The 24,818-nt window shown below is 68.1% G+C and carries 28 protein-coding genes; 19 read left to right on the top strand and 9 right to left on the bottom strand.

Annotation, left to right across the window (positions count from 1 at the left end; translation table 11 throughout):
- Positions 1–83: 83 nt before the first annotated feature.
- Both xth and erpA read right to left on the bottom strand, forming a co-directional pair.
- On the bottom strand, positions 84–854 hold the full coding sequence (gene xth / locus KXR53_RS33580; RefSeq protein WP_437379983.1) for an exodeoxyribonuclease III: 771 nt from the start codon (positions 852–854) through the stop codon (positions 84–86).
- A gap of 111 nt (positions 855–965) precedes the next feature.
- Positions 966–1,307 (bottom strand): iron-sulfur cluster insertion protein ErpA, encoded by a 342-nt coding sequence (gene erpA / locus KXR53_RS33575; RefSeq protein ID WP_437379982.1) that lies wholly within the window; start codon positions 1,305–1,307, stop codon positions 966–968.
- 117 nt (positions 1,308–1,424) lie between these two features.
- Between erpA and KXR53_RS33570 the strand changes: the two genes are divergently transcribed.
- From KXR53_RS33570 to nagZ, 3 genes are all read left to right on the top strand, one after another.
- On the top strand, positions 1,425–2,588 hold the full coding sequence (locus tag KXR53_RS33570) for a deoxyguanosinetriphosphate triphosphohydrolase (RefSeq protein WP_437379981.1): 1,164 nt from the start codon (positions 1,425–1,427) through the stop codon (positions 2,586–2,588).
- 79 nt (positions 2,589–2,667) lie between these two features.
- On the top strand, positions 2,668–3,759 hold the full coding sequence (locus tag KXR53_RS33565) for an SPOR domain-containing protein (RefSeq protein ID WP_437379980.1): 1,092 nt from the start codon (positions 2,668–2,670) through the stop codon (positions 3,757–3,759).
- 13 nt (positions 3,760–3,772) lie between these two features.
- Positions 3,773–4,792 carry a beta-N-acetylhexosaminidase gene (gene nagZ, locus KXR53_RS33560; RefSeq protein WP_437379979.1) on the top strand — a complete coding sequence of 340 codons (1,020 nt, stop codon included), beginning with the start codon at positions 3,773–3,775 and terminating at the stop codon, positions 4,790–4,792.
- A 148-nt stretch (positions 4,793–4,940) separates the two neighbouring features.
- Here the strand turns inward: nagZ and KXR53_RS33555 are convergent, their stop codons facing one another.
- Positions 4,941–5,501, bottom strand: a complete 561-nt coding sequence (locus tag KXR53_RS33555) for a flavin reductase family protein (RefSeq protein WP_437379978.1) — start codon at positions 5,499–5,501, stop codon at positions 4,941–4,943.
- Positions 5,502–5,609: 108 nt separating this feature from the next.
- Here KXR53_RS33555 and KXR53_RS33550 point away from each other — a divergent pair, with 108 nt between their 5' ends.
- From KXR53_RS33550 to tatC, 5 genes are all read left to right on the top strand, one after another.
- Positions 5,610–6,410 (top strand): segregation and condensation protein A, encoded by an 801-nt coding sequence (locus KXR53_RS33550; RefSeq protein WP_437379977.1) that lies wholly within the window; start codon positions 5,610–5,612, stop codon positions 6,408–6,410.
- Positions 6,407–7,015, top strand: a complete 609-nt coding sequence (scpB, locus tag KXR53_RS33545; RefSeq protein WP_437379976.1) for an SMC-Scp complex subunit ScpB — start codon at positions 6,407–6,409, stop codon at positions 7,013–7,015. The genes KXR53_RS33550 and scpB overlap by 4 nt, the downstream gene beginning before the upstream one ends.
- Before the next feature lie 137 nt (positions 7,016–7,152).
- The gene (tatA, locus tag KXR53_RS33540) at positions 7,153–7,383 is read left to right on the top strand and encodes a twin-arginine translocase TatA/TatE family subunit (RefSeq protein WP_437379975.1); all 231 of its coding nucleotides are present in this window, start codon (positions 7,153–7,155) and stop codon (positions 7,381–7,383) included.
- 61 nt (positions 7,384–7,444) lie between these two features.
- Entirely contained in the window at positions 7,445–7,942 is a 498-nt protein-coding gene (tatB, locus tag KXR53_RS33535; protein ID WP_437379974.1) for a Sec-independent protein translocase protein TatB, read from the top strand.
- Positions 7,943–7,945: 3 nt separating this feature from the next.
- A complete protein-coding gene (gene tatC / locus KXR53_RS33530; protein ID WP_437379973.1) occupies positions 7,946–8,776 on the top strand; it encodes a twin-arginine translocase subunit TatC in 831 nt (276 codons plus the stop codon).
- A gap of 7 nt (positions 8,777–8,783) precedes the next feature.
- Here the strand turns inward: tatC and KXR53_RS33525 are convergent, their stop codons facing one another.
- The 4 genes from KXR53_RS33525 to KXR53_RS33510 all read right to left on the bottom strand — a co-directional run bounded on the left by KXR53_RS33525 (position 8,784) and on the right by KXR53_RS33510 (position 12,329).
- Positions 8,784–9,254 carry a VOC family protein gene (locus KXR53_RS33525; protein WP_437379972.1) on the bottom strand — a complete coding sequence of 157 codons (471 nt, stop codon included), beginning with the start codon at positions 9,252–9,254 and terminating at the stop codon, positions 8,784–8,786.
- 116 nt (positions 9,255–9,370) lie between these two features.
- Positions 9,371–10,537: an MFS transporter gene (locus tag KXR53_RS33520; protein WP_437379971.1), complete on the bottom strand. Its 1,167-nt coding sequence runs from the start codon at positions 10,535–10,537 to the stop codon at positions 9,371–9,373.
- A gap of 111 nt (positions 10,538–10,648) precedes the next feature.
- Positions 10,649–11,518, bottom strand: a complete 870-nt coding sequence (locus KXR53_RS33515) for an alpha/beta fold hydrolase (RefSeq protein WP_437379970.1) — start codon at positions 11,516–11,518, stop codon at positions 10,649–10,651.
- A gap of 100 nt (positions 11,519–11,618) precedes the next feature.
- Entirely contained in the window at positions 11,619–12,329 is a 711-nt protein-coding gene (locus KXR53_RS33510) for a DNA helicase (RefSeq protein ID WP_437379989.1), read from the bottom strand.
- A 271-nt stretch (positions 12,330–12,600) separates the two neighbouring features.
- On the opposite strand from KXR53_RS33510, the gene KXR53_RS33505 reads away from it, so the two are divergent.
- Positions 12,601–13,620, top strand: coding sequence for an NAD-dependent epimerase/dehydratase family protein (locus tag KXR53_RS33505; RefSeq protein WP_437379969.1), 1,020 nt, complete (start codon positions 12,601–12,603; stop codon positions 13,618–13,620).
- 26 nt (positions 13,621–13,646) lie between these two features.
- Here the strand turns inward: KXR53_RS33505 and KXR53_RS33500 are convergent, their stop codons facing one another.
- Entirely contained in the window at positions 13,647–14,438 is a 792-nt protein-coding gene (locus tag KXR53_RS33500) for a class I SAM-dependent methyltransferase (protein ID WP_437379968.1), read from the bottom strand.
- Between the two features lie 494 nt (positions 14,439–14,932).
- On the opposite strand from KXR53_RS33500, the gene KXR53_RS33495 reads away from it, so the two are divergent.
- The 5 genes from KXR53_RS33495 (at position 14,933) to KXR53_RS33475 (ending at position 18,617) form a co-directional block, all read left to right on the top strand.
- Positions 14,933–15,454: a hypothetical protein gene (locus KXR53_RS33495; RefSeq protein WP_437379967.1), complete on the top strand. Its 522-nt coding sequence runs from the start codon at positions 14,933–14,935 to the stop codon at positions 15,452–15,454.
- Positions 15,454–16,626 carry a methyltransferase domain-containing protein gene (locus KXR53_RS33490; protein WP_437379966.1) on the top strand — a complete coding sequence of 391 codons (1,173 nt, stop codon included), beginning with the start codon at positions 15,454–15,456 and terminating at the stop codon, positions 16,624–16,626. Before KXR53_RS33495 ends, KXR53_RS33490 begins: the two co-directional genes overlap by 1 nt.
- A gap of 179 nt (positions 16,627–16,805) precedes the next feature.
- On the top strand, positions 16,806–17,696 hold the full coding sequence (locus KXR53_RS33485; RefSeq protein ID WP_437379965.1) for a PP2C family protein-serine/threonine phosphatase: 891 nt from the start codon (positions 16,806–16,808) through the stop codon (positions 17,694–17,696).
- Between the two features lies 1 nt (position 17,697).
- Complete coding sequence (locus tag KXR53_RS33480; protein WP_437379964.1) at positions 17,698–18,282, top strand: slr1658 superfamily regulator; 585 nt, start codon at positions 17,698–17,700, stop codon at positions 18,280–18,282.
- On the top strand, positions 18,282–18,617 hold the full coding sequence (locus KXR53_RS33475; protein ID WP_437379963.1) for a slr1659 superfamily regulator: 336 nt from the start codon (positions 18,282–18,284) through the stop codon (positions 18,615–18,617). The genes KXR53_RS33480 and KXR53_RS33475 overlap by 1 nt, the downstream gene beginning before the upstream one ends.
- Before the next feature lie 34 nt (positions 18,618–18,651).
- On the opposite strand, the gene KXR53_RS33470 is transcribed toward KXR53_RS33475, so the two are convergent.
- Positions 18,652–20,325 (bottom strand): ABC1 kinase family protein, encoded by a 1,674-nt coding sequence (locus KXR53_RS33470; protein WP_437379962.1) that lies wholly within the window; start codon positions 20,323–20,325, stop codon positions 18,652–18,654.
- A 147-nt stretch (positions 20,326–20,472) separates the two neighbouring features.
- Between KXR53_RS33470 and KXR53_RS33465 the strand changes: the two genes are divergently transcribed.
- The 5 genes from KXR53_RS33465 to KXR53_RS33445 form a co-directional block, all read left to right on the top strand.
- Positions 20,473–21,192 (top strand): hypothetical protein, encoded by a 720-nt coding sequence (locus KXR53_RS33465; RefSeq protein WP_437379961.1) that lies wholly within the window; start codon positions 20,473–20,475, stop codon positions 21,190–21,192.
- A gap of 316 nt (positions 21,193–21,508) precedes the next feature.
- Positions 21,509–22,783, top strand: coding sequence for a serine--tRNA ligase (serS, locus tag KXR53_RS33460; RefSeq protein ID WP_437379960.1), 1,275 nt, complete (start codon positions 21,509–21,511; stop codon positions 22,781–22,783).
- Between the two features lie 2 nt (positions 22,784–22,785).
- Positions 22,786–23,544, top strand: a complete 759-nt coding sequence (surE, locus tag KXR53_RS33455; protein ID WP_437379959.1) for a 5'/3'-nucleotidase SurE — start codon at positions 22,786–22,788, stop codon at positions 23,542–23,544.
- Positions 23,545–23,778: 234 nt separating this feature from the next.
- Positions 23,779–24,450 (top strand): protein-L-isoaspartate(D-aspartate) O-methyltransferase, encoded by a 672-nt coding sequence (locus KXR53_RS33450; RefSeq protein WP_437379958.1) that lies wholly within the window; start codon positions 23,779–23,781, stop codon positions 24,448–24,450.
- Positions 24,451–24,551: 101 nt separating this feature from the next.
- Positions 24,552–24,818, top strand: a 267-nt coding sequence (locus KXR53_RS33445) for a LysM peptidoglycan-binding domain-containing protein (RefSeq protein WP_437379957.1), incomplete at its 3' end; no start/stop codon positions are given.

Here is a 24,818-nt window from a genome sequence, read left to right as displayed (position 1 = left end):
CTCCCACTATAGGCGGGCTTTTCGCTGTATTATGAGGGAATTCGTATGACAACTGGATGGGATTCCGACGGTGCCGGGCCCGCCTATTCCGACAGCGTCGCGACCACCGGCGTGTGGTCCGACGCCTTGTCGCGGCCCCGCGGCTCGCGGTCGATGATGCAGGCGTCGAGCCGGTCGGCCAGCTCTGGGCTGACCAGGAGATGGTCGATGCGGATGCCGTTATCGGCCTGCCAGGCCTGGTTCTGGTAGTCCCAGAAGCTGTAGCCGACCGCGGTGGGGTTCAGGGCCCGCCAGGAATCGGTCAGGCCGAGATGCAGCAGCGCGCGGAAGCGGCGGCGGGTCTCCAAGAGGAACAGCGCGTCGTTGGTCCAGGCGGCCGGGTCGGCGGCGTCGCGCGCCTCCGGGATGACGTTGAAGTCGCCGCCCATGACGAAGGGCGCGCCGGCCGCCAGCAGGGTCTCAGCCCGGCGGCGCAGGCGTTCCATCCAGGCCAGCTTGTAGTCGTATTTCTCGGTGCCGGCGGGATTGCCGTTCGGCAGGTACAGGCCGCAGACCCGCACGCCGCGGACCGTCGCCTCGATATAGCGGGCCTGGGTGTCGGCGCCGTCGCCGTCGAGGCCGGTCATCGGATCCTCGATCGGTGCCTTGGCCAGGAGGGCGACGCCGTTGTAGCTCTTCTGGCCGTGAATCAGGAGGTTGTAGCCAAGCTCCTCAACCTCGAAGCGCGGGAATGCCCCGGTCTCGCATTTGATCTCCTGCAGCACCGCCACGTCCGGATCGGCCGTGCGCAGCCAGTCCAGCACGTTCGACAGCCGGGCCTTGATCGAATTGACGTTCCAGGTGGCGATGCGCATGCTTCAGCCCTCCGCCCCGGGAACCGGCAGGCGACGGAGAGCGGGCGGGGTGGGGCGCATGGTCATCCTCCACAGGCTGGGCGGCCCGCCGACTCCGGCGGGCGCGGCCGCTCAGATTGCGAAGGAAGTGCCGCAGCCGCAAGAGGAGGTGGCGTTCGGGTTCTTCACCTGGAAGGAGGCGCCGATCAGCTCCTCGACATAGTCGATCTCGGCACCGGCCAGCAGGTCGAGCGAGACGTCGTCGACCACCACGGTCACGTCGTTGCGCTGGAAGGTACGGTCGTCGCCGTTCACCTTGTCGTCGAAGCTGAAGCCGTATTGGAAGCCGGAGCAGCCGCCGCCGGACACGGCGATGCGCAGCATCAGCGCGTCGTTGCGCTCCGCGCGCTTCAGCTCGGCGATCCGCCGGGCGGCGCTTTCGGTCAGGCTCAGGATGCGGCCGTCATCGGGCATGGCTCGGTCAATCGCATGGCGTCGAAACAGGTCCCCTCCAATGTAGGGAGCCGCGCGGCGTCTGCAAAGCGCCGGCCGCGATTGCCAGCCCTGCCTGGCACCGTTAGCTTGCCCTCGATGACCGCCGCCTATGCCACAGGCCCTGACCGCAGCCGCGGCCGGCTGCACGCCGAGCCGGAGAGCGGCATGCGCTCGCCGTTCCAGCGCGATCGCGACCGCATCGTCCACTCCTCGGCCTTCCGCAAGCTGCAGTACAAGACCCAGGTCTTCATCTATCACGAGGGCGACTACTACCGGACCCGGCTGACCCACACGCTGGAGGTGGCGCAGATCGCCCGCACCGCCTGCCGGGCGCTCGGCCTCGACGAGGATCTGGGCGAGGCGGTGGCACTGGCGCATGATCTGGGCCACACCCCCTTTGGCCACGCCGGCGAAGACGCTCTGCACGCCGCCATGGCGCAGCACGGCGGCTTCCACCACAACGACCAGACGCTGCGCATCCTGACGGCGCTGGAGCGGCGCTACGCCGATTTCGACGGGCTCAACCTGACCTGGGAGACGTTGGAAGGGGTGGTCAAGCACAACGGCCCGCTGCTGCCGCTGCCGCCCGGCAGGGCCCTGCCGGCGACGATCGACGCCTTCCGCGCCACCTGGGACCTCGACCTCGCCTCCCAGCCGGGGCCGGAGGCGCAGGTGGCGGCGCTGGCCGACGACATCGCCTACACTAACCACGACATCGACGACGCGCTGCGGGCCGGCCTCCTCGACCTCGATGCGCTGCGTGGCCTCCCCCTGGTCGGGCCGGTGCTGGCCGAGGTCGAGGCCCGCCATCCCGGCCTGCCGCGCCGCCGGCTGATCCATGAGACGGTGCGGCGGGTGATCGACCAGATGGTCACCGACCTGTTGGCGGAATCTCGGCGCCGCCTCGCGGCTCTGGCGCCGAAATCGGTCGAGGCGATTCGCACCGCGCCGATGCCGGTGATCGCCTTCTCCGACCGCGTCGCGGCCGATCTCGCCGTGGTCCGCAGCTTCATGTTCAAGGAGGTCTACCGGCACTACCTGGTCAACCGCGAGACCAGCAAGGCGCGGCGGGTGGTGCGCGATCTGTTCGACCTGTTCACGGCCGAGCCGAACACCCTGCCGACCGACTGGCGCCGCCAGGCCGAGGCGGCGGGCGCCGCCGGCCTGCCGCGGCTGGTGGCCGACTACATCGCCGGCATGACCGACCGCTACGCCCTGCTCGAACACCAGCGCCTCTTCGCCCTGGACCGGCCGGTTTGATTGATTCATCGCTGAATCAATTTCTTATCGCCCGTTTCTCCGATTCGGGTTACGATTCCGAATCAGTCGGGGGATAGGGATGGTCGACACCGCCACACAACTGCGACTCAGACCGGACGGACAATGGGTGGAGGCGCCGCACGCCCTGCCCGCGACCGCCACTGCCGCCACGGTTCAGCTCCGGCCGGTTCCGGCCGGGCCGCCCTGGCGCATCATCGCCACGGCCGGGGTGATCCTGGTCGTGGTCGTCCTATTCGCCGGCATCCTGATCTCGACCTACACCACCAGCGCCTCGGTCACGATGGAAGGCGGGGTGCCGATCATCCGCGCCGACAGCACCCAGTTCCGCACCCGCCCGGAACAGCCGGGCGGCATCGACATCCCGAACCAGGACCGGCTGGTGCTGCAGGATCTCGGCCGCCGGCAGGCGCCGGTGGCGGTCGCCACCGTGCTGCCGCCGCCGGAGCAGCCGCTGCCGCGGCCGGCGCCTGCCGGTGCCGATCAGCGCGGCTGGCGCCTGCCGCTGCCGGCCGCCTCGCCCGGCGCTGGGGTGGTCGAGATCCTGCTGGCGCGGCCCGGCCAGGCCGCGCCGCCGCCTGAGCCGGTCGCGCCGGTGAAGCCGCAGCCCGCACCCCAGGCCGCTGCCGCGCCGCCTATCGCCGATCCCGCTCCTGTCTCTGAGCCCGCTCCCGTCTCCGCTCCGGCGGCCGATCCGGCCGTGGCCGTGGCCGCGGCGCCCGCGCCGGCGGAACCCGCTCCCGCCCCGCAGGCTGCGCCGCCGGCCGATCCGATCGCGGCGTTGCTGAACAACCCGGCTGCCGCCGAGGGCTGGATCGACCCGGATTCCGGCGCGCCGGTGCAGGTCGCCGGCCTGTCGCCGCAGGCCGCCCCCGCGCCGACCATGCCGGCGATCGTCGCCGTGCCGGGCGGGCGCTTCGCGGCGCAGATCGCAGCCGTGACCTCGCCGGAAGAAGCTCAGGCCGAATGGGCCCGGTTCCAGCGCCGTTTCCCCGAGCTGTTTGGCGGGCTGCAGCTCGCCGTGCCGCAGGTCTCGGCCTCGGCCCGGCTCGGCTACCGGGTCCAGGCCGTGCCGCTCGATCAGGCGACGGCGACGCGGCTGTGCGACGCCCTGGCCAGCGAGAAGACCGGCTGCCTCGTCGTCCCCCGCTGACATCCCGAGCACCATGTCCCAGGCGATCCTGTTCGGCTGCGCCGGCCCCGTCCTGACGGCGGAGGAACGGCGCTTCTTCCGCGACGCCGACCCGCTCGGCTTCATCCTGTTCCGCCGCAACTGCGAGGCGCCGGACCAGCTCAAGGCCCTGGTCGCCGATCTGCGCGACGCGGTCGGCCGTGCGGCGCCGGTGATGATCGACCAGGAGGGCGGGCGCGTCGCCCGGCTGCGGCCGCCGCACTGGCCGGCTTTCCCGGCCGCCGCCCGCTTCGGCGCCCTGGCCGCGCTCGACCTCGCGGCGGCGGAGGAGGCGGCGCGGGCCAACGCCACCGCCATCGCGCTCACCGTCGGCGCCGCCGGCATCGATGTGGTCGCGGCGCCGGTGCTCGATCTCGACCTGCCCGGCGCCGACCGCACTGTGGTCGGCGATCGCGCCTTCTCGGACGACCCCGCGGTGGTCGCCCGGCTCGGCCGTGCGGTGGCGGAGGGGTTGCTCGACGGCGGCGCCCTGCCGGTGATCAAGCACATGCCCGGCCACGGCCGGTCGCGGGTCGACAGCCATGTCGCCCTGCCGCTGGTCGAGGCCGATCTCGACACCCTGGAGCGTACCGATTTCGCGCCGTTCCGGGACCTCGCCGACCTGCCCTGGGGCATGACTGGGCATCTCGTCTTCACCGCCCTCGACCCCGACCATCCGGTCACCCAATCGCCGACCGCGATCCGCGACGCCGTGCGCGGCCGCATCGGCTTCGACGGCGTCCTGTGCAGCGACGACCTGTCGATGGGCGCGCTCTCCGGTTCTCTGCCGGAGCGCGCGGCTCGGGCGCTCGCCGCCGGCTGCGACCTGGCCCTGCACTGCAACGGCGATTTGACCGAGATGCGGGCGATCGCGGCAGCGGTGCCGGCGATCGGGCCGGAGACCGCGGCGCGGCTGGCCCGCGGCGAGGCCTGGCGCCGCCCGGCGACCGACCGCCCGGCCGAGAGCTATATCGAGCGGGCGCGGGAGCTGCTCGGCCGCCTGCCAGCGGTCTGAGTGTTTTGAGACCGTTTGAGAATGCGCTGGCGTGAGTCGGCTGGTGGTGGTTTCGAGAACCGGAGCGCAGCGGACGTAAAAGTCCGTGAGCACCGGAAGCGGAGAAACCGCCATCAGACGGCCACGCCAGTAGCATTATCAGACGGTCTCACAGCATCCAGGGCCGGAACTGCGACCTTCGGTCGACGACCCCGCCGGCGGTCACAAAGATGCCATCGCCGGTGTAGTGCAACGTCTTCGGGTGCTTCGGCGTGGGCGCGACATGCGCCTTCACCACCTCGAAGATGAAGAAGTTGTAGCGCTCGACCAGCGCGTCGTCGTGCAGCCGGCACTCGAAATTCGCATGGCATTCGCGGATCAGTGGCGCCCCGACCTCCTGCGCCGCCTCCGCGGTCAGGCCGAACTCCCGGAACTTGTCGATCTCCGCGCCGGAGGTGTTGCCGATCCCGACCACCGCGTCGGTCAGCGCCGTGGTCGGCAGGTTGATGACGCATTCGCCGCTGTCCCGGATCAGGCGGAAGCTGTGGTTGCCGCCGGCGATGACGCAGCCGACCAGCGACGGCGAGAACTCCATTACGGTGTGCCAGCCCATGGTCATGATGTTGGTCTTGTCGCGCCAGGCCGACGACACCAGCACGATCGGGCCGGGCTCCAGGTAGCGCCGCACCTGGTGGACAGGGAAATCGGCCTTCCGGGGCTGTCTTGCCATCGCTGATCCTCCGCCGTGTCTTCCCATGAACTGGCGGCGGGATAGCCGCCGTGAAGGCCCCCAAGCTTCGATGTTGCTTCGGCGCGCGCGGGCGGCGACACTCGGAAGATGCTGGAAGACTGGTCGAAGGTCGACGCCCCGCCGGTGACGAGCCGGGACGACGCCGCCTTCATTCTCAAATTCGAATCCTATGAAGGGCCGATCGACCTGCTGCTCGAACAGGCGCGCGAGCAGAAGGTCGACCTGACTCAGATCTCGATCCTGGCGCTCGCCGACCAGTATCTCGCCTTCGTCGAGCGGGCGCGGCGCCTGTCGCTGGAGCTGGCGGCGCATTACCTGGTGATGGCGGCCTGGCTGGCCTATCTCAAGTCGCGCCTGCTGCTGCCGGCGCCGCCGGGCGATGACGAGCCCAGCGGTGCCGAGCTGGCCGAGGCCCTGGCCTTCCAGCTGCGCCGCCTGAACGCGATGCGCGAGGCCGGGCAGGCGCTGATGGCGCGGCCGCAGCTCGGCCACGACCTGTTCGCCCGCGGCGCCGCCGAGGACCAGAAGGCGACGCCGACCCCGGTCTGGGCCGTGTCGCTCTACGACCTGCTCAAGGCCTATGCCGAGCACTGGCGCGCCAAGGCCGCGGCCGAGGGCGGCCTGCGCATCGAGGCCTCGGTGCTGTTCTCGCCGGAGCAGGCGCTGGAGCGGCTCGAGGCCATGCTCGGCCGGTTCCCGAGCTGGACCACGCTGGCCGCCTTCCTGCCGCCGCTGACCGGCAGCCCGCTGGTGCGGCGCTCGGCGCTCGCCTCCACCTTCGTCGCCACGCTCGAGCTGGCCAAGGCCGGCCGGCTCGCGATCCGCCAGGACGGGCCGTTCGGCCCGATCTGGCTCAAGGCCCAGGCCTCTCAGACTTCCGAAGAATGACCGAGCCCACCCAAGCCCTCCGCCTGGTCGAGGCGATGCTGTTCGCCTCGCCGACGCCGCTGACCGAGGCGGCGATCGCCGAGCGCCTGCCCGAGGGCGCCGACGTGCCGACGCTGATCGACACGCTGGTCGAGCAGTATCGCGGCCGCGGCGTCACCCTGATGCCTGTCGCCGGCGGCTGGGCCTTCCGCACCGCGCTCGACCTGGCGCCGCTGCTGCGCGAGGCCGGGCATGTGGTGCGCCGGCTGTCGCGGGCGGCGCTGGAGACGCTGGCGATCATCGCCTACCACCAGCCGGTGACCCGGCCGGAGATCGAGGCCGTGCGCGGCGTCGCCGTGGCCAAGGGCACGCTCGACACGCTGCTCGAGGCGGGCTGGATCGCGCCCGGCCGGCGCCGGCAGGCGCCCGGGCGGCCGCTGACCTGGATCACCACCTCGGCCTTCCTCGACCATTTCGGCCTCGGCGGCCTCGACGACCTGCCGAGCGTCGAGGAGCTCAAGGCCTCCGGGCTGCTCGACACCCGCCCGGCCATGGCGGTGCTGCCCGGAGGCAGCCTGTCCGACGGGGAAGGGGAGGAGCCGCCGGAGGACGAGGATCGCGAGTAGCGAAGCGGGCCGCGCCGGGGTGTCGCGGCCTCCGCCAAACCCCAGGATTTCCGCGCTGATTCGCCTCGTCCGCCGGCATTGCGGTCGCGGGGGGTTTCTGCGATGATCCGGCCGCCTTGGGGCTGGAGGAAAAGTTTATGGGTGGTTTGAGTATTTGGCACTGGTTGATCGTTCTGGTGGTCGTCCTGCTGATCTTCGGGAACCGGCTGCCGCGGGCGATGGGCGACCTGGCCAAGGGGATCAAGAACTTCAAGAGCGGCCTGGCGGACGACCCCAAGAACACCGGGTCGGACGACCATCCGGCCGTGCCGCCGCCCGCGGGCACCGAAGCCGGCAGTCCGAACCGGACGACCGTCGACCGCCAATAATCCCCTTGCGGGGAACCGGAACCGCGCCCCGTCCGGCGGCGGGGCGTGATGGACGAATGTGATGTTCGGTTTCGACTGGTCGGAGTTGATGATCATCGTGGTCGTGGCACTCATTGTGCTCGGCCCGAAGGATCTGCCGCGCGCCCTCTATCAGCTCGGCAAATGGACGCGGCATGCCCGCCGCATCACCAGCGAGTTCCAGCGCCATGTCGACGACATCGTGCGCCAGGCCGAGCTCGAGGAGGTGCGCAAGACCGTCCAGGACGCGACCAAGACGCTCGACGTCCGCGGCCAGGTGAAGGAGCACGTCGACACCGTGCTGGACCCGGTGCGGGACATCAAGCAGGCCTTCGACAAGGCGGCGCCGGACGCGACGCTGGCCGAGCCCGACAAGGCCGCGCCGGCGCCGGGTACCGGAAACGGCCAGGCCGCGCCTGCGGCTGACCCGCAGCCGGTCGAGGGCCCGAAGCCGGCGGCCCCGGCTGCCGCGCCCGAAACCCCGGCCGTCGCCGCTGCCCCCGCGGTCGCCGCCTCGACCCCGTCCGACCGCGCGAGCTGATCCATGGCGCCCTCCGACAAGGAGATCGACGACAAGCAGATGCCCCTGATGGACCATCTGCTGGAGCTGCGCACGCGGCTGATCTATTCGGTGGTGGCGATCCTGATCGGGTTCTTCATCTGCTACCACTTCGCGGAATCGATCTACCTGTTCCTGACCCAGCCGCTAGCGGACGCGCTGCCGCCCGGTCAGCCCCGGTCGATGATCTACACGGCGCTGACAGAGGTGTTCTTCACCTACATCAAGATCGGCTTCTGGGGCGGCTTCTGCCTGGCCTTCCCGGTGGTGGCGAGCCAGATCTGGATGTTCGTCGCGCCTGGCCTATACCGCAACGAGAAGCGGGCCTTCCTGCCGTTCCTGCTGTTCAGCCCGGTGATGTTCATCATCGGCGCGGCGTTCGTGTACTACTTCGTGTTCCCCCTGGCCTGGAAGTTCTTCCTGTCCTTCCAGGTGCTGGGCCCGGATGTCGGCAGCGGCCTGGAGATCAAGCTCGACGCCAAGGTCTCGGATTATCTCGACCTGGTGATGCGGCTCTTGCTGGCCTTCGGCATCGCCTTCCAGCTGCCGGTACTGCTGACGCTGCTGGTGCGCGTCGGTATCCTCAGCGTCGCCACGCTGAAGAGCAAGCGCCGCTACGCCATCGTCATCGTCTTCGTGGTCGCCGCCGTCCTGACTCCGCCGGACGCGATCAGCCAGATCGCCCTCGCCGTGCCGATGCTGCTGCTCTACGAGATCGCGATCCTGCTCGGCGGCATGATCGAGCACGACCGCGCCAAGCGCGAGGCGGAGGCCGAGGCCGAGGACGCCCGCGGCGACGGCGGCACCGCGGCCTAGTCCACGCTCACCCCTTCGCCGCCGCCTCCAGCGCGGCGATGTCCAGCTTCACCATCTGCAGCATCGCCTCGGCGACACGCTTGGCCTTGGCGGGGTCGGGATCGTTCAGCAGCTCGCCGAGCCGCCTGGGCGCGATCTGCCAGGACAGGCCCCAGCGGTCCTTCAGCCAGCCGCATTGCTCGATCTGGCCGCCGTCCTTCAGCGCGTCCCACAGCCGGTCGATCTCGGCCTGGGTGTCGCATTCGATCATGATCGAGAAGCTGTGGTTGAACGGGTCCAGCGGCCCGGCCTCGATCGCCATGTAGCGCTGGTCGCCGAGCGTGAAGGACGCGATCTTGACGCTGCCCGCCGGGCCGCTCGGGCTGTCGGCGGGCAGAGGCGAGACCCAATGGACCGCCGAGCCGGGGATCAGCGAGGTGTAGAAGCTGATCGCAGTCTCCATGTCCGTCGCGAACCAGAGATGCTGGGTGACCTTCATCGCGGTGTCCCTTCCCTCAATCGGATGGCGCGGCCGCGCACACGGCCGCTCTTCTCCAAGGACGACGGAGGAAGCCCGATCCCGACAGGGGCGGTGGATTTTTCGTGCTGGGCCTCTCAGCCCTCGCTTTCCCGCAGCCGCGGCAGCGCCGCGAGGCAGAGCACGGCCATGAGGTGGAAGGCCAGCGCGATCAACGCCAGGGGGACCAGCCCCTGCTCGATCATCGGCGCGGCCGCGGCGGTGCCGCCTGCGGTGACCGCGAGGATCGCGAGGACGACGAGGGCGGAGCCGCGGGCGTCGTCGCCGCGCGCCGCCAGCACGGCCCGGTAGAAGCCCGGCGGGCCGCGCAGGCCGAGTCCCGCATTCACTGGCACGAACAGGGCCGCGATCGCCAGCGGGTCGGCACCGCCCAGCGATCCGTATCCGACCATCGCCGCGGCGCCCGCGGCCGCGAGCCCGGTGCCGAAGGCGATGATGCGCTCCGCCCCGAAGCGGGCCGCCAGGCCGCCGGCGAGATTGGCCAGCAGCATGAAGCTGGCGATGCCGCAAACCTGCATGGTGATGAAGTCGGCCAGGTCGCCGCCGAGGCTGCGCACGAAAACAGCCGGCATGCCGAACACGAAGGTCAGCAGCCCGCCCAGGACGAAGGCCTGGCTGAGGGCGTAGCGCAGAAAGGCAGGATCGCGCAGGAGATGCGCATATCCGCCGCGGGGCCGCCGGGTCACCTGGGGCAGGGCGCCGGTCGCCCCGATCGCCGCCGCCAGGGCGAGGGCGACGGCGCCGATCACCACGAACGGCACCCGCCAGCCACCCAGCGCCAGCAGCCAGGCGCCGAGGATCGGGGCCAGCGCCGGCGCCAGGGCCTCGATGCTGCCGAGCAGCCCCAGCGCCCGGACCGCGCGGGTCTCGTCGAACAGCGCCCGGACGATGCCCGGCGCGAACACCGCGGGGCCCGCAGCGGCCGCCCCCTGCAGGGCCCGCAGCGCGATCAGCAGGCCGATGTCGTCGGTCGCCGCGCAGGCGGCCGACACCGCGGTGGTGGCGAGCAGGGAAGCGGCGAACAGTCGGCCGGTGGCGAAGCGGTCGCCCAGCGCGCCATAGGCGACCAGCCCGATGCAGGTCCCGGCGACATAGGCGGCCAGCACCAGCTGCGCCTGGGCCGGGTCGCCGCCCAGCGCCTCCGGCAGGAACGGCACCGCCGGCAGGACGAGATCCGTTCCCATGAGGCCGAGGACGGTGCTCGCGACCACCAGCCCGAGCACCAGTCCCGGCGCCCTTGTCAACCTGCCCTCCGCCATCCCGCACGCCGACCGCATCTAGGAAAGGGTTCACTTGTACGCGGCCCGGAAAGGGCGAGCAATGCGGGTGCAACGGGAAATGACGCCGGCCGCGCGCTACTCGAACATCCCCTTCGGCGTCTCGCCCTTCAGGAACGGCTCGATGAAGGCGTGCAGCAGCTCGACCTGCCCGATGACGGCGGTGTGCGAGGTCGCCGGCATCACCGCGAGGCGCGAGGCCGGCAGCGGCTTGCCCATGTCGCCCATGGCGCCGCCGCCGAGCAGCCGGAACAGCGCCACCGAATGTTCGAGCGTCGCCACGTCGGCATCGCCCGTGATGATCAGTACCGGGGTCTTCAGCGCCTTGACGTCGGCCTCCCACGCCATCGGCTCCTTCTCCAGGTCGATCAGCTTCCGCACCAGCTCGGGGAAGCCGTCGGGATTGGGGGCCAGCTTGCGATACGCCTCGGCGAACACCGGCATGTCGGTGAACATCTCCACCGTCATCTGCGGGATGAAGTCCCGGAACGCCGGCTGCCAGCCCTCGGCATCGTAGGCGACGGAGGCGGCAGCTAGCTTGTTCACCTTCTCCGGGTGGCGGATGGCCAGCTGCAGCCCGGCGGCGGCGCCCATGGAATAGCCGAACACGTCGGCCTTCTCGAGGCCCACCGCATCCATGAAGGCCGCCACGTCGTCCGCCAGGTTGGGATAGGTGATCGGCCGGTCGATATCGGTGGTGCGGCCGTGGCCCTGGAATTCGAGCGCATAGACCTTGTGGGTCTCGGCCAGCTTGGGGATGATCGCCCCCATGGACGGGATGTTCATATAGGCGCCGTGCAGCACGATCAGCGGGTCGCCGCTGCCGGACACTTCGTAATACATCTGCATGCCGTTGACCGCGACGCGGTCGCCTGCCTGCTGGGCCTCGGCCAGGGCGGGGCCGCCGGCGAGCAGGGCGGCGACGGCAATCAGGGCGGTGCGGATCATCGGGGTCTCCTCTCGATCTCGGGCGGCTTCCGCCAGCGCTGACGATAGGACGAACGACCCGTCCCGCGATCCGACACCGCCCCTGAAAAATTGTCAGTCGCTAACCCGCCTGGAGCTGGACCTCGCCCCTGCTCATGAAGCAGGTCTTGCTGAACAGCTGCAGGTCCAGCGGGTTCGGCAGCCGGACATCCTGAACATCGGGAAACGGCTTCTTCGCCGGATCGTATGACCGATCGATCTGGGAGATGCAGACGATGATCAGCCCTCTCTCCCGCGCGAACGATTTCAGCGCCCGGACCTGCACCGCCAGTTCCGGCTTCTCCCGCTTCTGATCGAGCAGCTGCAGGTAGTCGACCACCACCAGGGTGCCGCGCGGCGCCGATGCCAGGCTCTCGACGATGTAATCGGCGCTGATGGCGTCGGAGCAGTCGAATCCGAACAGACCGTCGAACTCCGCGTAATCGACCCCGATCTTGCGGAAGCGATCCAGGACGTCCCGCTCCGTCCACTCCAGCGTGAAGAACACGGCCCAACGGCCGAACTTCATGGCCTCCACGGCGAGCCTGAGGCTCATCATGGTCTTGCCTTGCCCCGGGCGCCCGCCCAGCAGCACCAGGTCGCCCGGTTTCAGCCGGGCGAACAGCCTGGCGGCGGACGAGGACGCAGCCTGCTTCGCCGCCAGCAGGCTCCAGCCGCTGTAGCCTTCTTGGACGGCGATACGGTTCAGCGCCTCGTGCAGCGGAATGTTCGCTGCGCGGGACAGGAGCTTGGCCTTGCGCTTCAGATGGAAGATCGGCGCGGACAGCGTCATCGACAAACCTCCTGTTGCGAGCAAACTTCGCAACCCCTCCTTATGCTCGGTGCTCGAACAGTCGGTTCGATGAGTGGGTCGCCCCGTATGCGTATACTTTCCCGAGCGGAGGGGGGAGGCGCGGGCCGTGCCTGAATCGGATCATACCCCAATCCCGGCGGGTCGGAAATCGCGGGGAGCCGGTCCGGGTCCGCGAAGCGTCGATGCCGGGCTTTGGCAAGGCGGCTGAATCCGTACAGTATGGCTCTCGCTCCATGACGCCGAGGGACGCATGGCGGCAAGACGCGCCTTCATTGTCGGCGGGACCGGGCAGATCGGTCGCGCGGTCGCGGCAGAGCTTCTCGGCCGCGGCTGGCGGGTCACGATCGCCGCACGCGGCGGCCGCCCGCGCCCGGAAGACCTCCTGCGGCAGGGCGCGGAGTTCGTCGCCGTCGATCGCGACGAGCCTGGTGCCCTGGCGAAGGCGATCGGCGGCGGCGCCGATGCCGTGATCGATACGGTCGCCTATGACGAAGGCCACGCCCGGCAGTGGCTGGCGATCGAAGCGGATGTCGGCGCCTTCGTCGTCATCTCCTCGGCCAGCGTCTACCGGGACGATGGCGGCCGGACGCTCGACGAGGCGCGGGACACCGGCTTCCCCGAGCTGCCGGAGCCGATCACGGAAGCGCAGCCCACGGTCGCGCCCGGTCCGGCGACCTATTCGACGCGCAAGGTCGCGCTGGAGCGGACGCTCCTCGATCACGCCAGGCGCCCAGTGACGATCCTGCGCCCCTGCGCCATCCACGGCACCCATTCCGTCCATCCGCGCGAATGGTGGTTCGTCAAGCGCATGCTGGACGGGCGGCCCTTCATTCCGCTGGCCTATGAGGGCAAGAGCCGCTTTCACACCAGCGCCGTGGCCAATATCGCCGCCCTGGCCGCGACGGCCCTGGACCATCCGGGCAGCCGCATCCTGAACGCGGCGGATCCGGAAGCGCTGTCCGTCGCCGAGATCGGCCGGCTCATCGCCGCGCATATGCGCTACGGCGGGCGGATCATCGGGCTCGGCCCCGATGCGCCGGGCGATGTCGGCCTCTCGCCCTGGTCGATCCCGCGCCCGTTCATTGTCGACATGCGCGCGGCCGCGGCCCTGGGCTACACGCCCCGCATGACCTATCGGCAGGCGGTCGGCCCGCTCTGCGACTGGCTCGCCGGGCAGGACACGGAAGCCTGGCAGGCGGCATTCCCGGCCCTGGCGAACTATCCCTGGCCGCTGTTCGACTACGCCGGCGAGGACAGGCTGCGGTCTTGACGGGCCGCCCACGGACGGCAGGCGCTCTAAGCCTGCGGATCCCTCGGCTCGGACCGGGGGCGGCAGACAACCAGCCTGGTGTCGACGCGATAGCGGATCCGGCCCGCGACCGCGTGCGGCTGCAGGATCCCGCGCAGCTCGCTGTCGAACGCGCTCGCGGCCTCGGCCCCCATGGCGGCTCTGCTCCACGTCGCGCGCGAGTGCTCCGCCTCGATCAGCTCTTCGACCGACTGGTCGACCTCGCTGGAGAAACTCTCGCGGGACTGGATGTCGATCCAGTCCAGATAGGCCGGTGCCGTGTGGACGGGATCGCGCCATGTGCCGCCCCCGCGTTCGACCCAGCGGATCAGGTGGGCGCGATAGGCGTCGATCCACGCCGCTTCGCCGGGCTCGTCGCCGTTCACCAGCGCCAGGGGCGCGTCGGGCCGCAGGACACCCTTGAGCTTCGGCATGACGATGTCGAGGCGCATCCAGTGGATGGCCGCCCCCACGACGATGAGGTCGAACGGACCCTCCAGCTCGACCTCCTCCGCCCGGGCCCGCACCCACCTGATGTTCTCATGCTCCGCTCCCAACGCACGCGCGACGCGCAGCATCGGCTCGGACGGGTCGACGGCGATGACGTGCGCGAAATGCGGGGCGAGATCGATGGCCAGCTTTCCGGGGCCGCAGCCCAGGTCGAGCAGGCGGGCCCGTCCCGGTGCCAGCTCCAGCAGCTTCCGGTGCAACTCAGGCGGATAGGGCGGCCGGCTGGCGTAGCACGCGGCGACATCCGGATCGTCGAACGCCTCGCCCGTTCTTCCGACAGAGCTGAACATCTCCAAGGTCCTGGGTCGGGTTCGCGGTCCGCGAACCGACAGTATTATGGATTCGCGGGACGATGGAAGGTCGGGCGCGCCTTCAGCGGTCCTTCCCCAGGCCCTCTCTCCTCCTGAAACTGGACATGCCGCTGCGGAGCCGCAATCCCGAAAGCCGATCTCGATTTAACCTGAAATACTAAATTTTTACTAAAAAGTGTATAGGCTCATTTATGAGCACTGCTCGATCATATAGTTTCTCGCGCAATTTAATCAATATGGAGCAATATGAACTTTAGTACTAACAGTAAAATTGTCATTGCGCTCTCGCGAGAATCGCACTTATTATTCCAAAGACGAACCGAATTAGCGAATTTTAAACAAGTTGCGAGGTCGAAATGTTGGGTGCGGAATATTTTGAAAAAATAGGATGATGGTAAAAAAGTTTAAAGCGAATTGCATTATAAAACAGGAATCGAAGTTGAATGGGTGCTGAAAATTCAAGGGAGAGCGCCATGAAACAAGAATTGAGATCTGATTCGGAGCAGTGCTTTGCGCCGCTCATCGAAGTAACTATGAATGTAAAAGAATTTTCCGCCTACTGGCCCCAATGCGACTGTATTGCCACGTACTTGGCAAGGATGATTTGTCACAATCGAACCGATTCGACCCTTTATGCCAATCTGCTGTCCTCAGCGGTCAACGAACTGCTTGAGATCGCTTATCGCAACCAACGCAACCTAGGCGTGGTGGCGTGCAAGATCTCCCGACGGGAAGATGTCGATCGAATCGAAATCAGCATTCCTTGTGATGCGTCGGCGCGCCAATTCCTCCTGGAGGCTGTAGAGCAGCTGTCCAGGCTTGGCTCTGAACTCCGGTATTTGGATGCGCTGACGTCGGAAGCAGGAGAGAGCCCGGATGTCGGGCTGCTCGAACTCGCGCACGAGTACAATGCCGAGATATTCGCGCGTTCTGACGATGATGGAAGGATCGCGCTGATGGCCGATCTGCGCCTTGAACAGTCGGTGTCTTCGTAATGCTCGAAACCACACAATCCTTTTCGGCCCGGTATGATGAAAACAGCCAGGAGTTTTCACTGGCCGGCACGATCCGTCCGGAAGCGGGCAGCGATGTCGCGGACTGCGTGGCCTTGTTCCAGTCCGCCCTCCGGCGCGTCGGCGGCGTCCTTTATGTCAACGTGAAGCGCCTGGCGCGGCTGAACAACACCGGTTTCCGAATCCTGGCGCGCGCGATGATCGAGGCTTGTCGCGCCCGGCCTGAACTCAGAATCGTTGTCGTGACCTCCAGCGTCGTGGGGTGGGCGACCGCGAAGTTCGGTCGGTTGAGCCAGATCGAGCCGAGGATCTCCGTCGATGAATATGACGGACAGTTCTATCCCGGGCAGGGTTTCCTCGAGGACGGCGGGTTCATTCCCATCCTGAGGACCCAGACAAAAATGACCTGGCGCCATGAGCGGAGCATACTGTGCCGCCACGGACTGAAAGAAGGTCTCTCCGTCGCGGATATATGCTGTGGCATTGGTGATTTCGCCGTTCTGGTTCAGCGCGAATTCGCGCCGTCTCGTCTTGTTGCATTGGACCATTCGAGATCGAGTCTCGCCTATGCGCGGCGTGTGGCGCAGGAATTTGGAGTTGCCGGAGTCGAGTATACCTACGGTGATGCTGCCGAGATGCTGCTCGAATCCGATCAATTCGACTTTGTGACCTGCAGGCATTCTCTTCAGATATTTAACAAGCCTGAATTGATATTGAAAGAGCTATTCCGGATATGCAAGCCCGGCGGGCGCGTCTACATCACCAACGAAAAGAATTCTCACTGTCTCGGAGAGCCTCGCGCGCCGAGTATCCAGTGGACATACAATGAGGTGGCAAAGCTCTTCCAGCATTTCGAAATGGATGTCGAGCTGGGCCCAAAAAGCCGGCGCTACCTTATGGATGCCGGATTCCAAGATATCCGGATGGAATCCTTCATGGTGACCAACCTCGATGGCGATCCACAGGATTTCGCGGACGTAATCGCCGCCTGGGAGAACGTGTATGCAGGCGACATGGCCGTGCGGCGCGGTGATCCGCCGGAGTTCATTCAGCGGTTCCGGCAGGGATTTCAAGATCACATATATGCCGCCCTCCATCCCAAAGGATACGCCGGCTGGCCCATCTGGGTCGCCTCCGGTCAAAAGCCGGTTTGAGAATGCCTCCGAGCCCGCCCTCGTTGGGGCTTCGCCCCTTCGCGCGAAGTTCGATGCGGCCGCGGGCACGACCAACGACCAACGGCCGGCCCGAGCGCCTTGGCGAATAAGCCGGAAAGCTGGAGGCGCAACACTGCCCGGCGTGAGTGAGCGTCCGAACGCGCGACGAGGTTGGCGAAATGGAACTGACCTTTAACAGGACGGCGGATGAGATCCGAGACCCTACCGAAACTCTGAACCGCGTCGTCGGGGAGCGGGCCCGGGAACTCGAGCGCACTGATGCGGCGATGTTCGCTCTCAACGCCAGGCTTTCCAGCGAGAACCTCCATCTCGCGGCCGAAGTTGCGGTTGCTCGCCGTTTCCAGCAGCTGGTGCTGCCCAAGCCGTGCGAACTGCGCTCCATCCCACGCATTGAAATCGCGGCCTTCATGCAGCCGGCGAACGAAGTGGGCGGTGACTACTACGACGTTCTGCATAGTGATGCCCGTCTCAAAGTCGGAATCGGCGATGTCACCGGGCATGGGCTTGAAAGCGGCATGCTGATGCTGATGGTGCAATCGATGGCCCGTGCCCTTTACGAGGCGGGGGTGAACGACCCTCAGGTCTTCCTCAATGACCTCAATCGGGCTCTGGTGAAGAATATCCAGCGAACTGCTTCTGAAAAGCACCTCTCATTAGCATTCCTCGACTTCACCGATCGCGAGGTGGTCCTGAGCGGGCAGCACGAGGATGTCATAATCGTGCGATCGTGCGGCGATGTTGAAGTCTTGGAAACGGTTGATCTCGGTTTCCCGATTGGACTTGAGCCCGATATCGCAGGCTTTGTGGCCAGCAAGGCCTTTCCTTTCAGAGAGGGAGACATAATCGTGTTGTTCACCGACGGCGTCACCGAAGCGGTTGGCCGCAATGGGGATATGTTCGGGACCAAAGGGCTTTGCGAAGCTGTGCTCGCTCATCGAACAGGCAGCGCGGAGCAGATAAAGGACGGAGTGATCAGCGATCTCCTCGCCTTTATAGGGCAAGAACAGATCCACGATGATATCACGCTCGTCATTGTAAGGCATAAATGAAATGTCGAGGGAACTTTTCGGTTCGGCGGACATCACGGTCGAAGAAGGCGACGTTTTCTGCTGCCTTGAACTCTTCGACGGGCCGTTGCAGCTCAGCTGGCATCATTGTGCCACCACGTCCGACTTTATCAGTGAGCTGTGCGCGCTTCGCGTTCGCTTGCCGGCGCCACGGATCAGGGACACGAGGCACAGTGTCTCCTATCTCGCGAATGAGCTGATCGAGAATGCCGTGAAATTCAGAACGTCGGGCACTGTCGGCATTCAGGCTGCCATGGCTGGCGACAACTTTAGCTTAAAGGTCAAGAACACGATCGAAGTCGAGTCGGCGAGGCGGCTTCAATTGCTTATCTCGGAGATCACGGAAGGTGAGCCGAGTGACCTGCTCATACGCAGGATTGAGGCCAATGCAGCGCGACCGGATTCCGCTGAATCCGGGCTCGGCCTTCTGACCTTGATGAGCGACTACGGAGTCAGATTCGCCTGGGCATTCGAGCCGGCAGATCGTGGCGGTCAGGTGGGCCTGGAGACATATGCAAGATTGTCGCTTCAAAGCAGCGATACGACAGACATTGGGGGTCACGGCTGATGGAAATCATCACCAATGAGTATCGCGTTTGGTCAGACGGGAGCGAAATTCACTTGGAAGGGACGATGCGGCTGCCCGGCAGCGAAGCCTATGCCCCCATATTCTCTCTGATGACGGAGGTCCTCGAGAAGGCGACCTCGTCGGTCACGATGAATGTGAGCAATTTGGAATACCTCAATTCGTCCGGCATCAATATGATTGCGAAATTTACGATCGAAGTACGAAAGAGAGGCGGAGTGCATTTGACGGTGAAGGGTTCTCAACAGATACCATGGCAGACAAAGTCATTGGGGAACTTGAAAAAGCTGCTGCCAGAGTCAGTGGTGGTTACATAGGCGTGCAATGGGGCGAAGCCGGCCCCTTGTTCCCCTAATCCCGTTTCCGCCCCGGCAGCAGCAGCCAGGCGATGCCGGCCAGCGCGGCCAGGCAGCCCAGCAGGGCGAAGAACGGAATGCCGAAGAGGCGCGGGCCGGTCTCGGCCAGGATCGGCGCCAGCCCGACCACGAAGGCGGCGGTGACGATGGCGACGGCGATGCGCGCGGCGCCGCGCTCGATCGAGCGGCCGAAGCGGTCCATCCGGCCGATCTCGACCTCGAGCCGCACGCGGCCCTTCTCCAGCCGCCGCAGCACCCGGCGCAGGATGCCGGGCGCGTCGTCGGCCAGGGCCTGCAGCTCCAGGAGGGCCGATCCGGCGCGATTCAGCAGCGCTTCGGGGGCGTAGCGCGCGGCCAAAGCGCGGCGCACCACCGGCTCGACCTCGCGCACCACGTCCAGCTCCGGGTCCAGGCGCCGCACCACGCCCTCTGAGGTCATCAGCGCCTTCAGCACCAGCGCCAGGTCGGGCGGCAGGGCCAGGTCGTGGTCGCGCATCAGGGCCACGAACTCCGCCAGCGCCTGGCCCAGCTTCAGCCGGCCCAACGCGCCGCGGGTGTGGCGGGCCAGGAAGGCCTCGGCGGCTTCCTCCAGCGGCCGCGCGTCGATGTCCGGCTGGCCGGCCCAGTCCAGCAGCACCTCGCGCACCCCGGCGGCGCTGCCGCCGGTGATCGCGGCCATCAGGGTCACCAACTGGTCGCGCCGCCGCGCCGACAGCCGGCCGATCGTGCCGAAATCGAGATAGGCGATGCGGTCGCCCGGCAGGCACAGCATGTTGCCGGGATGCGGGTCGGCGTGGAACACGCCGTCGATCAGCATCATCTGCAGGAAGGCGCCGGCGCTGCGGGCCGCCAGGCGGCGCCGGTCCAGCCCGGCCGCCTCCAGCGCCGCCTCGTCGCTGGGCCGGACGCCGGCGACGAAGTCCTGCACCAGGATCTCCCCGCTGCTCCAGGCCCAGTGGATGCGCGGCACCACCACTGCTGGCTGGCCCTCGAACTGGGCGGCGATCAGCTCGGCGTTGCGGCCTTCATTGGCCAGATCCAGCTCCTCGCCGATCGCGGCCGCGAGGTGCCGGGTGATCGCCTCGGGGTGATAGCGGCGCAGCTCCGGCAGCTCCTCCTCGGCCAGCTTGGCAGCAAGGGCCAGGAGGCGCAGATCGGCCTCGACCAGCGGCCGCAGCCCGGGCCGGCGGATCTTCACCACCACCTCGGTGCCGTCGGCCAGTGCCGCGCGATGCACCTGGGCGATCGAGGCCGAGGCCAGCGGCTCGCGGTCGAAGCGGGCGAAGACCGCGTCGGGCGGGCTGCCCAGCGCGGCCTCGACCAGCGGCGCCACCGCCTCGTAGGGCAGGGGCGGGACGCGGTCGTGCAGCTTCTCCAGCTCGGCGATCCACTCCGGCGGCAGCAGGTCGCTGCGCGTCGCCAGGATCTGGCCCAGCTTGACGAAGGTCGGCCCTAGCGCCTCGATCGCCAGCCGCAGCCGCGCCGGCGTGTCCTGGATGGGGACGGCCGCTCCGGTCTCGCCGGGGGCCAGGCCGGCCTGCTTCAGCAGGCGGTGCAGCCCCAGCCGGCGCACCAGGTCGCCGAAGCCGAAGCGCAGCAGCACGGTGACGATCTGCTGCAGCCGCTTCAGGTCGCGGGCCACCACCAGGGCGATCGGGAACACCTGCATGTTCGTCCTTGCGCTGGAAGGGCGGGGGGCGGTCGAGAGAACTGCAATGTCGTAGCCGCCGCCGGGTTCCACCGCCAGCCGCGAATGGCCGCGGGTGAACGCGATGTGCAGTTGCGTTAATTCGCGGCTTCGTTCATGATATGTTCCATGGAGATGGCGCAGACCGATGCTGGTCCGGGCGAGGCCCGGCGGTCCGATCCCGACCTGAACTGGACGGGATGGGCGCTGGACAAGCTGCGCGAGGTGGTCGAGATCGACATCCGCTGCAAGCGGCTGACCGAGCGGCAGCAGCAGGCGACCCTGGCGGGGCCGAAGGAGCCGCCGGATTTCGGGCTGATGCAGTCGCGCCTGTCCCGCTCGATCCGGCTGTCGATCGCCATGGCCGAGCGGATCCGCGGCGACTACCTGCACCGCCGGGCCGAGGGCGAGGAGTCGGGGGCGCTGGAGCGCCGCCGCCGGCGGCGGGAGCAGGCGGTGCGGGACGTGGTCGAGGCGGTCGCTGTGGCCGAGGCCGCGGACCTCGCCGCGGCCGGCGAGACGGTCGCCCCCGAGGAGACCGAACGGCTGCGGTCCGAAGTTTGGGAGAAGCTGACCGAGGACGAGGTACTGGACGTGCAGCTCGACACCCTGCCGGCGGACGAATTCGTGCGGGAGGTCTGCCGCTGGCTCGGCCGCCGGCTGGACCCGAGCCGGCTGCCGCAGGGCTGGGACGACGTTCTCGGGGCCAATGACAATGCCGGCACAGCCGGCGAGGACATAGGCGTCGCCGCCGCGGACCCTGGGGCTGGTGACGGCTGGCCTCCACAGCCGGACGAGCCCGAAGGCGGCCGCCCTCCGTCTATGCCCGCGAAGCTGGACAGCAGCTGAGTACCGTGCGGATTACGTCCAGCCATTCCATCCTTCCGCTCAGTCCTCCACTCTCCTCCTCCCCTCGCGGGAGGGGGGAGGGGCTGCGCGTCTGCGCGCCGCTCCCGCTTGCCATTCCAAAGAAACCTCGTCATCCCCGCGAAAGCGGGGATCTCATCGCGACTCGATCGGCATGAGATTCCCGCTTTCGCGGGAATGACGACCAAGAGGCGAAAGGGAGAAATGGGGAGCGGCCAAACCCCCGGGCCGTTTGCGTCCGGCTGGCCCACCTCCTATAACCAGCGCACGATTCCCGACCTGACAGATCGAGCGCGCGATGCACGACATCCGTTTCATCCGAGAGCATCCCGAGGCCTTCGACAAGGGGATGGCTCGGCGGGGTCTGTCGCCCGTCGCCGCCGAGCTGCTGGCGCTCGACGAGCGCCGGCGCCAGATCACCACCGAGTTGCAGGCGCTGCAGACCCGGCGCAACGCCGCCTCCAAGGAGATCGGCGCGGCCAAGGCCAAGGGCGGCGACGCCCAGGCGCTGATGGACGAGGTCGCGTCGATCAAGGCGAAGATGGGCGAGCTGGAGCAGGCCGACCGCGACGCCGAGGCGGCACTGGCGGCGCGGCTGGCCGAGCTGCCGAACCTGCCGGACGAGGACGTGCCCGACGGGCCGGATGAGAGCGCCAATGTCGAGCTGCGCCGGGTGGGCGAGCCGCGCCGGCTGAACGCGGCCCGCGACCATGTCGACCTGGGCGAGGGACTCGGCCTGATGGACTTCGCCGCCGCGGCGAAGCTGTCCGGCGCGCGGTTCGTGGTGCTGCGCGGCGCGCTGGCGCGGCTCGAGCGCGCCCTCGGCCAGTTCATGATCGACCTGCACACGGCCGAGCACGGCTACATCGAGATCGCGCCGCCCGTGCTGGTGCGCGACGAAGCCCTGTTCGGCACCGGGCAGCTGCCGAAATTCGCCGAGGACCAGTTCCGCACCAACACCGGCCACTGGCTGATCCCGACCGCCGAGGTGCCGCTGACCAACCTCGTCGCCGGCGACATTCTCGAGCAGGAGGCCCTGCCGCTGCGCCTCACCGCGCTGACGCCGTGCTTCCGCTCCGAGGCCGGGGCCGCCGGGCGCGACACCCGCGGCATGATCCGCCAGCACCAGTTCAGCAAGGTCGAGCTGGTCAGCATCACCACGCCGGAGCAGTCGGTCGCCGAGCACGAGCGGATGACGGAGTGCGCCGAGACCGTGCTGAAGCGGCTCGGCCTCGCCTTCCGCACCATGGCGCTGTGCACCGGCGACATGGGCTTCTCCGCCCGCAAGACCTACGACATCGAGGTCTGGCTGCCGGGGCAGGGGCGGTATCGCGAGATCTCCTCCTGCTCCAATTGCGGCGACTTCCAGGCCCGGCGGATGCAGGGACGGTTCCGGCCGGCGGGCGAGAAGGGGACGCGCTTCCTGCACACGCTGAACGGCTCCGGCGTAGCCGTCGGCCGCGCCCTGATCGCGGTCCTGGAGACCTATCAGCGGCAGGACGGCTCGGTCGAAATACCGGAGGCGCTGCGGCCCTACATGGGCGGGCTCGAGATCCTGGAAGCGAAGGGCTGACGATGCGCATCCTCCTGTCGAACGACGACGGCATCAACTCCACCGGCTTCTCGGTGCTCGAGCGCATCGCCCGCGAGCTCTCGGACGATGTCTGGGTCTGTGCGCCGGAGACCGAGCAGTCGGCCGCCAGCCATTCCCTGACCATCCACCGCCCGCTGCGCCTCCGGCAGATCGAGGAGAAGCGCTTCGCGGTCGACGGCACCCCGACCGACTGCGTGCTGCTGGCGATCAACCACGTGATGAAGGACCGGCGGCCGGACCTGGTCCTGTCCGGCGTCAACCATGGCCGCAACATCGCCGAGGACGTGACCTATTCCGGCACCATCGCCGCGGCGATGGAGGCGACGCTGCTCGGCATCCGCGCCATCGCCTTCAGCCAGCAATTCGCCGACGGCAGGCGGCCGGACTGGGAGACGGCGGCCCGCTGGGGCGCCGAGGTGGCGCGCAAGGCGATCGCGACCGACTGGCCGGAGCAGGTGCTGGTCAACGTCAACTTCCCGGCGGTCGACCCGGATGCAGTCACCGGCATCGCCGTGGTGCCGCACGGTCTCCGCAAGATCGGCGATGTGCTGGAGGAGCGGACCGACCCGCGCGGCCGCAGCTATTTCTGGATCGGCACCAGCCGGACCGAGGAGGCGCTGCAGGGCGAGGAGACCGACGTGTCCGCCCTGCGCGACGGCCGAATCACGGTGACGCCGCTGCATCTCGACCTGAACCACGCCGCCGGAGTCCAGTCCTTGCGGCGGACCTTCGCCGGGTAGGAGCGCCGGAGTGGAGCGTCTCGGGCCGAGCGGAATGGGCGGGGCCGGAGCTGCCCCCTCACCCGGAATCGCTTCGCGATTCCGACCTCTCCCCAAGGAGAGGTGTAAGGCTGCGCTCTATTTCCCTCTCCTCGGGGAGAGGGAGGGGCCCGTCGCCGCAGGCGACGGGAGGGTGAGGGGGATGGCGCCGCTCGGAGCGTCTTCGCCCCTCCGCCCGTCGACCGGACTCCGCCCATGATCGCCGAGCCGCGGCTGATCCGGCTGCTGATGCATCTCCGCCGGTCGGGGATCACCGATCATCGCGTGCTCGGCGCAATCGAGCGGGTGCCGCGCGAGACCTTCGTGCCCGACGCCTTCCTCGACCAGGCCTATGAGGACATCGCGCTGCCGATCGGCCACGGCCAGACCATCAGCCAGCCGCTGGTGGTCGGGCTGATGACCCAGGCGCTGGAGGTCGGCGACCGGCACAAGGTGCTGGAGATCGGCACCGGCTCCGGCTACCAGGCGGCGGTGCTGGCGAAGATCTGCCGCCGGCTCTACACGATCGAGCGGCACAAGCCGCTGCTCGACTTGGCGCTAGGGCGGATCGAGACCTTACGCATCAGCAACATCACCGCGCGCTGGGGCGACGGCATGAAGGGCTGGCCAGAGCAGGCGCCGTTCGAGCGCATCATCGTCACCGCCGCGCATCGCGGCGACCTGCCGCCTCCGGCATTGAGCGACCAGCTCGCCATCGGTGGTATAATCGTGATTCCCATGGGGGACGAGAAGCGGAACCAGCGTGTGGTCCGCTTCACGCGCACTGAAACCGGATTGGAGCGGGAGGATCTGTGGCCAGTTCGCTTCGTGCCGTTGCTGCCGGATCTTCCCGACGGGGAGGATGGCGGCTCCGGTCCATCCTACTGACGACCCTCGCCGCCGCGAGCCTCGCGGCCTGCAACGTCCCGCCGGGCGCGGATGAGATCGCCCAGCGGCCGGCGACCGTCCAGGTCCAGCCGGGCGATGACGTGCTGTCCATCGTCCGCCGCTACGACGTCTCGATGCCGGCGCTGATCGCGCTGAACGGGCTGCAGCCGCCCTATGCGCTGCAGCCCGGGCAGACCCTGCGCCTGCCGGGCGCGCCGGGATCGGCCCCCGGTCCGGCGCCGACCGTCACGCTGCCCTCGGCCGCCGCGCGCCGGCGCCGCCGACGTCGGCATGTTCTTCGGCGTCTATGCGCGAAGCGCCCCGGTTCGGCTCGCCCCCGCCTGGCTCGAAGGCCGCGAGGTGATCGC

Source organism: Inquilinus limosus (genome assembly GCF_051487185.1).
Classification (GTDB): domain Bacteria; phylum Pseudomonadota; class Alphaproteobacteria; order DSM-16000; family Inquilinaceae; genus Inquilinus; species Inquilinus limosus_F.
The sequence above is the reverse complement of the archived record's forward strand: the minus strand, read 5'-3'. Positions and strand labels throughout refer to the sequence as shown.

Bases quoted from the DNA above. Each gene is read 5' to 3' on its own strand.
- KXR53_RS33525 (WP_437379972.1), bottom strand. From the start codon at position 9,254: ATGAAGGTCACCCAGCATCTCTGGTTCGCGACGGACATGGAGACTGCG.
- KXR53_RS33515 (WP_437379970.1), bottom strand. From the start codon at position 11,518: ATGATCCGCACCGCCCTGATTGCCGTCGCCGCCCTGCTCGCCGGCGGC.
- serS (WP_437379960.1), top strand. From the start codon at position 21,509: ATGCACGACATCCGTTTCATCCGAGAGCATCCCGAGGCCTTCGACAAG.
- KXR53_RS33570 (WP_437379981.1), top strand. From the start codon at position 1,425: ATGACCGCCGCCTATGCCACAGGCCCTGACCGCAGCCGCGGCCGGCTG.
- surE (WP_437379959.1), top strand. From the start codon at position 22,786: ATGCGCATCCTCCTGTCGAACGACGACGGCATCAACTCCACCGGCTTC.
- KXR53_RS33550 (WP_437379977.1), top strand. From the start codon at position 5,610: ATGCTGGAAGACTGGTCGAAGGTCGACGCCCCGCCGGTGACGAGCCGG.
- tatB (WP_437379974.1), top strand. From the start codon at position 7,445: ATGTTCGGTTTCGACTGGTCGGAGTTGATGATCATCGTGGTCGTGGCA.
- scpB (WP_437379976.1), top strand. From the start codon at position 6,407: ATGACCGAGCCCACCCAAGCCCTCCGCCTGGTCGAGGCGATGCTGTTC.
- nagZ (WP_437379979.1), top strand. From the start codon at position 3,773: ATGTCCCAGGCGATCCTGTTCGGCTGCGCCGGCCCCGTCCTGACGGCG.
- KXR53_RS33475 (WP_437379963.1), top strand. From the start codon at position 18,282: ATGGAAATCATCACCAATGAGTATCGCGTTTGGTCAGACGGGAGCGAA.
- KXR53_RS33485 (WP_437379965.1), top strand. From the start codon at position 16,806: ATGGAACTGACCTTTAACAGGACGGCGGATGAGATCCGAGACCCTACC.
- erpA (WP_437379982.1), bottom strand. From the start codon at position 1,307: ATGCCCGATGACGGCCGCATCCTGAGCCTGACCGAAAGCGCCGCCCGG.
- tatC (WP_437379973.1), top strand. From the start codon at position 7,946: ATGGCGCCCTCCGACAAGGAGATCGACGACAAGCAGATGCCCCTGATG.
- KXR53_RS33480 (WP_437379964.1), top strand. From the start codon at position 17,698: ATGTCGAGGGAACTTTTCGGTTCGGCGGACATCACGGTCGAAGAAGGC.
- KXR53_RS33505 (WP_437379969.1), top strand. From the start codon at position 12,601: ATGGCGGCAAGACGCGCCTTCATTGTCGGCGGGACCGGGCAGATCGGT.
- tatA (WP_437379975.1), top strand. From the start codon at position 7,153: ATGGGTGGTTTGAGTATTTGGCACTGGTTGATCGTTCTGGTGGTCGTC.
- xth (WP_437379983.1), bottom strand. From the start codon at position 854: ATGCGCATCGCCACCTGGAACGTCAATTCGATCAAGGCCCGGCTGTCG.
- KXR53_RS33510 (WP_437379989.1), bottom strand. From the start codon at position 12,329: ATGACGCTGTCCGCGCCGATCTTCCATCTGAAGCGCAAGGCCAAGCTC.
- KXR53_RS33470 (WP_437379962.1), bottom strand. From the start codon at position 20,325: ATGCAGGTGTTCCCGATCGCCCTGGTGGTGGCCCGCGACCTGAAGCGG.
- KXR53_RS33490 (WP_437379966.1), top strand. From the start codon at position 15,454: ATGCTCGAAACCACACAATCCTTTTCGGCCCGGTATGATGAAAACAGC.
- KXR53_RS33495 (WP_437379967.1), top strand. From the start codon at position 14,933: ATGAAACAAGAATTGAGATCTGATTCGGAGCAGTGCTTTGCGCCGCTC.
- KXR53_RS33450 (WP_437379958.1), top strand. From the start codon at position 23,779: ATGATCGCCGAGCCGCGGCTGATCCGGCTGCTGATGCATCTCCGCCGG.
- KXR53_RS33565 (WP_437379980.1), top strand. From the start codon at position 2,668: ATGGTCGACACCGCCACACAACTGCGACTCAGACCGGACGGACAATGG.
- KXR53_RS33500 (WP_437379968.1), bottom strand. From the start codon at position 14,438: ATGTTCAGCTCTGTCGGAAGAACGGGCGAGGCGTTCGACGATCCGGAT.
- KXR53_RS33465 (WP_437379961.1), top strand. From the start codon at position 20,473: ATGGAGATGGCGCAGACCGATGCTGGTCCGGGCGAGGCCCGGCGGTCC.
- KXR53_RS33555 (WP_437379978.1), bottom strand. From the start codon at position 5,501: ATGGCAAGACAGCCCCGGAAGGCCGATTTCCCTGTCCACCAGGTGCGG.